This window comes from Streptomyces sp. WG5 (assembly GCF_049974565.1).
Classification (GTDB): Bacteria; Actinomycetota; Actinomycetes; order Streptomycetales; family Streptomycetaceae; genus Streptomyces.
This window is the reverse complement of record NZ_JBNGGC010000015.1, coordinates 197,940-204,608: the sequence shown is the minus strand read 5'-3', so window position 1 is coordinate 204,608 and position 6,669 is coordinate 197,940. Positions and strand designations below refer to the sequence as shown.

The following is a 6,669-nucleotide window of genomic DNA, read 5'->3' as shown; positions in this document are numbered from 1 at the left end:
CCCGGTGCCCCCCGGGTGGGGGTTGCCCCCGGGGGGGGGGGGGGGGGGGGGGGGGGGGGGTCCCCCCTTGGGGGGGGGGGGGGGGGGGGGGGGGGGGCCGGGGCCCCCCCCCCCCGCCGCAGACGTTCGTACCGTTGTCCTGGCCATCCTCGTACCGTCGTCCTGGCCGTCCCTCTGGCCGTCCTCCCGGGAAGGCGGCTAGGAGACCTGTGCCGCGCGCCGCTCCATCGCGCGGCGGGCGGTGTCCTCAGTCTCGTACACCTCGCACATGTGCCGCCCGTCCGGTGTGGCCGTGTGCTCGACCTCCCAGAGGGAGACCTCCGCACCGTCACGCAGCAGGAACGCGTGCTCGTAGAGCGAGAAGCCGATCCGGGCGCGGCCCGCGGGGCCGGGGCCGCCGAAGGCCTGGGTGATCTGGTGCGCGGACGCCGTCGTCAGCAGGGCGGCGACGTCGGCGCCGGGCCGGTCCGGGTTCTCCGCGCGGCGCAGCAGCCGGCGGGCGTGGTCCGCCGACGCGTCGGGAACGTAGGCGTGCCGCGGCGCGGGGGCCGGGGACAGCTGCACCTGCACGGGCAGTTCGAAGTCGGGGGTGTCCGGCGGCAGGGCCAGCCGGGCGGTGGCGGTGCGCAGCTCCTCCTCGTCCACGTACACCTCGTGCTGCGGTTCACTGCCCGGGGCGGTGTTGTGGACGAGCTCCCAGAGCGTGAGCGCCGATCCGTCGGCGAGCAGCCAGGTGTGCCGGTACGTCTCGCGGTGCAGCCCCGCGCTGTGGTGCGCGGAGTGCAGGGAACCGTCGTGCGCCAGCGCGCAGTCCAGTCGTCGTATCGTCTCGTCGGGCAGCTCGAACGAGTTCAGTGCGCGACCGAGCAGTCGCATGAGGTGCTCCTCCGGAGACTCGGGCGACTCGGGTGGTTCGTACGCTGCCGTCTCGTACGGAACGCTCAAGGTTTCTCCCGGCGTTGCTGCATGTCACCTTGTGGGTGCATACCGTAGCCCCTCGGTCGGACATCATGTCCGGGAACCGAGAAAACGTACGCACGAAAAACGCGCGGGCCGCGCGAAAAGTTCCCGCGCGACCCGACGAAACGTCAAAACCCGCTGCTCAGTGCCACGTTCGGCCGCTCAGACGGCGCTCCCGGCGACCCACTCGCTCCACGCCATGTTCCAGCCGTTGAGCCCGTTGTCCGGCGCGATCGTGCCGTCCGGGGAGTTCTTGACGACCACGAGGTCCCCGACGAGCGAGTTCTCGTAGAACCACTTGCCGTCGGTGGCGCCCTGCCCGCCCTGGACGTCCCGCAGCCCGACGCAACCGTGACTGGTGCCCTGCACACCGAAGGGCGGATTGCCCGGGTTGTACCAGTAGTTGCCGTGGATGAAGGTACCGGACCGGCTCAGCCGCATCGCGTGCGGCACGTCCGGGATGTCGTACTCGCCGCCGAACCCGACCGTCGAGCCGTCCATGTGGGTCTCCAGGGACTTCTCCGAGATCACCATCTGCCCGTTGTACGTCGGGTTCTCGGCGCTGCCCGCCGAGATGGGGACCGACTTGAGCGTCTTGCCGTCGCGCACGACCGTCATGGTCTGCGTGTTCGCGTCCACCGTGGAGACCTGGGCGCGGCCCACGGTGAAGGTGACGGTCTTCTTCTGCACGCCGTGGATGCCGTTCGCGCCCTCCACCCCGTCCAGGTCGATCTTCATGGTGACCTTCGAGCCGGCCTTCCAGTACTCCTCGGGCCGGAAGTCGAGCCGCTGGTCGCCGAACCAGTGCCCGACCACCTCCTGCCCGCTGTTGGAGGTGACCGAGATGTGCGACTGCACGGTCTTCTTGTCGCTGATCGCCTTGTCGAACTTGAACGACACCGGCATCCCCACCCCTACTGTGGTGCCGCCGTCCGGGGTGTAGGTGCCGATGAAGCTGTTGGCCGCGGAGACCGTGGTGAACACCGAGTCGGCGGCGGACGTGCGACCGTCGGCGTCCTGGGCGGTCGCGTGGATCCGGTACTTGGTGCCCCGCTCCAGCTGCTCCTTCGGCTTCCAGCTGCCGCCGTCGGCGGAGACCGCGCCCGGTACGGCCGCGCCTGTCTCCGCCACGGTCATCTTCACGTCGGTCAGCCGGCCGTCGCTGACCTTCACACCGGTCGTGTTGATCGAGGCGCTCGTCGATCCGTCCTTCGCCGAGATCACGACCTTCGCGACCGAGGTCCTGACGGAGCCCGTGTCGCCGCCCTTGCCGTCCTTCTCGGCGTCGGCGCTGGCGCTTCCGCCGCAGGCGGTGAGGGTGAGAGTGCCGACCACCAGGGCGGCACAGGCCCCCAGTACGCGCCGCGTGGATATGTTCGGCGTTGTCACGGGCTGCTCCAGGTTCAGGTGTGGTGCGGTGTTCGCTTCAGACCTGTAGAGGCGCTCGACGGCCGACGAGGTTCCCGTCGGTGGACCGGAACGCCGACACGTGACAGAACCAGGACAATCGCCTGTTCCCGAGGCCCGAGGCCCGAGGCCCGAGGCCCGAGGCCGGAGCCCCGGGGCCCGGTCAGCCGGCTGCGGACGGCCGTCCGTACAGCTCCTCGTACGCCGGCCACGCCCCGCCCGGCCCGTCCACCGGGCCGGCGGCGCGGACGGCGCGCACGATCGCGCGGGTCACCACGTCGGCGCCGGCCGCCAGCACCTCGTTCAGCGCGAGCGGCTGGTCCGCGTCGAGCGCGCGCTCCCCGGTCGCCAGGGCGAACACCGTGTCCCCGTCGCTGAGCAGGTGCACCGGCCGTACCGCCCGCGCGATGCCGTCGTGCGCCGTGCCGGCCAGTTTCTGCGCCTGCGCCTTGGACAGGTCCGCGTCCGTGGCGACCACGGCGAGCGTGGTGTTCAGCGGTGGCGGCGCGTTCCTCGCCGCGACCTCGGCGAGACGCCGTCCCGCGGCCTCGTGGACCCCCGGCGCCGGGTACTCCACCCGCCCGCCCCGGAACAACTCCCCGTACAGCACCCCCGTTTCCGGGTCCGTCACCGACCCCGCCGCGTTGGCCACCACCAGCGCCGCCACCGTGACTCCCGAGTCCAGCACGGTGCTCGCGGTGCCGACCCCGCCCTTCAGAGTGCCGACCACGGCCCCTGTACCCGCCCCGACGCACCCCTCGGCCACCTCCGCACCCGGCGCGCTCGCGTGGGCCGCCTCGGCCGCCGCCCGTCCGGTGGCCGAGTCCGGCCTTGCCCGGAAGTCGCCCCCGCGCCCCAGGTCGAAGACGCAGGCCGCGGGCACCACCGGCACCACGTGCGTGGGGTCCGGGCCGACGCGCACCCCACGCCCCCGCTCCTCCAGCCAGGCCATCACCCCCGAGGCCGCGTCGAGCCCGTACGCGCTGCCGCCGGTCAGCACCACCGCCTGGACCTTCTGCACCAGGTTGCGCGGATCGAGCGCGTCGGTCTCCTTGGTGCCGGGGCCGCCGCCCCGCACGTCCACGGCGGCGACCGCCCCGCCCTCCGGCGCGAGCACCACCGTCGTGCCCGTGAGCCACCCGTCACCCGTGCGTGTCGCGTGCCCCACCAGGAGGCCGGCCACGTCCGTCAATGCGTCACCTGTCATGCCGCCAGTCTCGTGCAGGCACCGGCGCCTTTCGACGGCGGAAAGCAGGGGCGCGGGGGCAGATCAGGCGCGCTCCGGCGCGCTCCGGCACGCGGCCGGTGTCAGTCCGGCGGCCACGGCCGGCCCGACAGGGCGAACCGTCACGGGCACCGTCAGGTCACCGAGGACGGTGCGCTCCGGAGGCCCGGCACCGGGGCGAGGCGGGCAGGAGGGCCGCCGTCCAGGGCGCGGGCCGTACCCTGGAGCCATGAGCACCGCGCCCGAACCCGAGCCCCGCGTACCCAGGCCCGCGCTGGTCTTCGGCGACCCCCTGGACCAGCAGACCTCGGACGACACCGACCACGGATGGGGCGAGCGGCCCGAGGGCGACGGCGCGGCCGACCTGAAGCGCTTCCTCGACGAGAAGCCGCCCCACCACCTGTGAGCCGCGCGGGCACCCGCCCGCCGCCGAGGCGCTGCCGCCACGGGGCCGACGGGGGTCCCGCGAACGGTCCTGCGAACGGTCCTACGGGCGGTCGTGACCCGAACCGCGCTGCGCGACCAGCGCGTCCCGGATCTCCTTGAGCACCTCCAGCTCGGAGACCTCGACGATCTCCTGCGCGCCCTCCCGCGCCGTGCGGCGGGCCTCCTGCCGGGCCAGGTACTTCGCCATGGGCAGGACCATCAGGAAGTAGACGACGGCCGCGGTGATCAGGAACGTGAGGGTGGCTCCCAGCACCGAGCCCCAGAGGATGCGCACGCCCGTCGCACTGTCGCCGGTACCGGTGCACGGGCCCTTGAGGCAGGAGCTGTAGCTGTCCAGGCTCTTGGTGCCGAACGCTCCGATCAGGGGGTTGATGACACCCTTCACCACCGAGTTGACGATGTTGGTGAAGGCGGCGCCGATGACCACCGCCACCGCCAGGTCGATGACGTTTCCGCGCATCAGGAAGGCCTTGAAGCCCTGCCAGACGCTCGGCTCGTTCTTCTCGCTCACCTCGGGGGCTCTCCTCGTCTGCACGGGTCTCGCACGAACAGGGTGTGGAACAAAACGCTCCGCAACTTACGTCAGTGCTGGGCCGCCCTGTCCAATCAGACCCCTCGATCGAGGGACTTGACGCCGGCCGACGCGTGAGGGCGGTACTCAGCACAGTGTCACCGCCAGCCGCGTTGTGGCCCCGGCGCCGGCCAGCCGGTGCGCGGTGGCGCGCGGCACGGAGACCACGACCAGCGCCCCGTCCGCAGCGGTCGTCCCGCCCACCGGCTCAGGCACCTTCGTCACCCGCACTCCGCGAGCGATCACGGAGGCGTCGCCCGTGCCGCCGTCCCCGGCCGCGACGATGTCGACCCGGTCGCCGGGGCTGAGCAGCCGCACCGTGGCCGCGTCGGCGATCCGCACCGGTGCCGCCACCGGCCGTGTGCCGGTGCCGTGCCGCTCGCGTACCGGCTCGGTCACCGGATGCCCGCGCGTCTGCCGGGTGTCCGAGGCGCCGGCTCCCGGTTGCGGGCCCGCCGCCACCAGCGCCGCCGCGGTGACGGCGAGCCCGGCGGCCACGGCGCGCCGCCGGTGGCGTACGAGCCGGTGGAGCTGCCGGTGGGCGCCGCGCACCCGCACCGGGGCGAAGTGCGGTACCTCGCACGCGGGCGGCGCTTCGGTGCAGGGCGGGACGCGGGGCGGCAGGGCGCCGCCGTGCAGCGGAAGCGGGGAGGGAACGGCGGAACGGGACAAGGTGACCACCACCTGTGACGAGGAGACGAGGGACCGGCCTGCGCTCCCACGATGAGGCTTCTCGCCGTCGTCCGCCGGGGCCCGTGCATCACCGGCCGGTTGTGGAAAACCCACCCACCCGAACGGGAGGTTCCGGCCCACCCGCCCTCGCCCGCCGGCCCGCCGCCGCGTCCCACCCCACCCCCGTCGGCCCAGCTGTCGGCCCGCCTGCCGCCCCACCCGTCGGCCGGCTTCCGGCCTGCCGCCCCACCCGTCGGCCGGCTTCCGGCCTGCCGCCCCACCCATCGGTCGGCTTCCGGCCCGCCGCCCCACCCATCGGCCCGACCTCCGGCCCGCCGCCTCACCCGCCGCCCCGCCCGCCGGCCTTACGGCAGTGCGATCCCCGGGTCCATCCCGCCCAGCGCCGTCCCGCACGGGCAGTCCCGTTCCCCGGCCGCCGGCAGCGCCGCCACCGCGTCGAACAGGACGCCCCGCAGCCGGTCCACGTTCGCCGCGAACACCCGCAGGACCTCCTCGTGCGAGACGCCCTCGCCGCTCTCCGCGCCGGCGTCGAGGTCGGTGACGAGAGTCAGCGAGGTGTAGCAGAGCTCCAGTTCACGGGCGAGCGCCGCCTCCGGGTGGCCGGTCATGCCCACCACCGACCAGCCCTGCGCCCGGTGCCACGAGGACTCCGCGCGGGTCCCGAAACGCGGCCCCTCGACCACGACCAGGGTGCCGCCGTCCACCGGTTCCCAGTCCCGGCCCCGGGCCGCCTCCAGCGCGGCGGCCCGTCCGGTGGGGCAGTACGGGTCGGCCAGCGACACGTGCACCACGTGGGGCACCGTGCCGTCGGGCATCGGCATCCCGTCGAAGTACGTCGACGGCCGGGACTTCGTGCGGTCGACGAACTGGTCCGGCACCAGCAGGGTGCCCGGCCCGTACTCGGGGCGCAGCCCGCCGACCGCGCACGGGCCGAGGACCTGGCGCACGCCGACCGAGCGCAGCGCCCACAGGTTGGCCCGGTAGTTGATCCGGTGCGGCGGCAGATGGTGGCCGCGTCCGTGCCGGGGGAGGAAGGCGACCCGCCGGCCGGCGACCTCGCCGAGGAAGAGCGAGTCGCTGGGCGGCCCGTACGGGGTGTCCACCTGGACCTCGGTCACGTCGTCGAGGAACGAGTAGAAACCGGAGCCGCCGATCACACCGATCTCGGCATTCGCCTTGTTCGCCATGCCCGCACCCTAGTCGCCCCGTGAAACGCGGAGGACCCCGTCGTCGGGCGACGACAGGGTCCTGCAGGAAGAGCCGCCCCACAGGGCCACGGCACGCGAAGCCCTACCGGGCGACAGCGGGGCCGCGCCTCCAGGGGCCCCACGGTGCTCGGGGCGTGGCCCGGGGGCCGGTGCCCGGG

The 6,669-nt window shown here is 73.8% G+C and carries 7 protein-coding genes; 1 reads left to right on the top strand and 6 read right to left on the bottom strand.

From position 1 onward, the window contains the following. Window positions 1–198 precede the first annotated feature (198 nt). The 3 genes from ACP4IX_RS18430 to ACP4IX_RS18420 all read right to left on the bottom strand — a co-directional run bounded on the left by ACP4IX_RS18430 (window position 199) and on the right by ACP4IX_RS18420 (window position 3,574). The gene (locus ACP4IX_RS18430; protein WP_426521114.1) at window positions 199–945 is read right to left on the bottom strand and encodes a DUF6227 family protein; all 747 of its coding nucleotides are present in this window, start codon (window positions 943–945) and stop codon (window positions 199–201) included. A 177-nt stretch (window positions 946–1,122) separates the two neighbouring features. Further along, window positions 1,123–2,349, bottom strand: a complete 1,227-nt coding sequence (locus tag ACP4IX_RS18425) for a L,D-transpeptidase (RefSeq protein WP_426556118.1) — start codon at window positions 2,347–2,349, stop codon at window positions 1,123–1,125. A gap of 181 nt (window positions 2,350–2,530) precedes the next feature. After that, the gene (locus tag ACP4IX_RS18420) at window positions 2,531–3,574 is read right to left on the bottom strand and encodes a P1 family peptidase (protein ID WP_426556117.1); all 1,044 of its coding nucleotides are present in this window, start codon (window positions 3,572–3,574) and stop codon (window positions 2,531–2,533) included. Window positions 3,575–3,821: 247 nt separating this feature from the next. Between ACP4IX_RS18420 and ACP4IX_RS18415 the strand changes: the two genes are divergently transcribed. Then, the gene (locus tag ACP4IX_RS18415) at window positions 3,822–3,998 is read left to right on the top strand and encodes a hypothetical protein (protein WP_426521120.1); all 177 of its coding nucleotides are present in this window, start codon (window positions 3,822–3,824) and stop codon (window positions 3,996–3,998) included. An 81-nt stretch (window positions 3,999–4,079) separates the two neighbouring features. Here ACP4IX_RS18415 and mscL read toward each other — a convergent pair whose 3' ends face one another. From mscL to ACP4IX_RS18400, 3 genes are all read right to left on the bottom strand, one after another. Further along, on the bottom strand, window positions 4,080–4,550 hold the full coding sequence (gene mscL, locus ACP4IX_RS18410) for a large conductance mechanosensitive channel protein MscL (protein WP_426521122.1): 471 nt from the start codon (window positions 4,548–4,550) through the stop codon (window positions 4,080–4,082). 147 nt (window positions 4,551–4,697) lie between these two features. Further along, a complete protein-coding gene (locus tag ACP4IX_RS18405) occupies window positions 4,698–5,234 on the bottom strand; it encodes a hypothetical protein (RefSeq protein ID WP_426556122.1) in 537 nt (178 codons plus the stop codon). A gap of 413 nt (window positions 5,235–5,647) precedes the next feature. Further along, on the bottom strand, window positions 5,648–6,490 hold the full coding sequence (locus ACP4IX_RS18400; RefSeq protein ID WP_426521124.1) for an S-methyl-5'-thioadenosine phosphorylase: 843 nt from the start codon (window positions 6,488–6,490) through the stop codon (window positions 5,648–5,650). Window positions 6,491–6,669 lie beyond the last annotated feature (179 nt).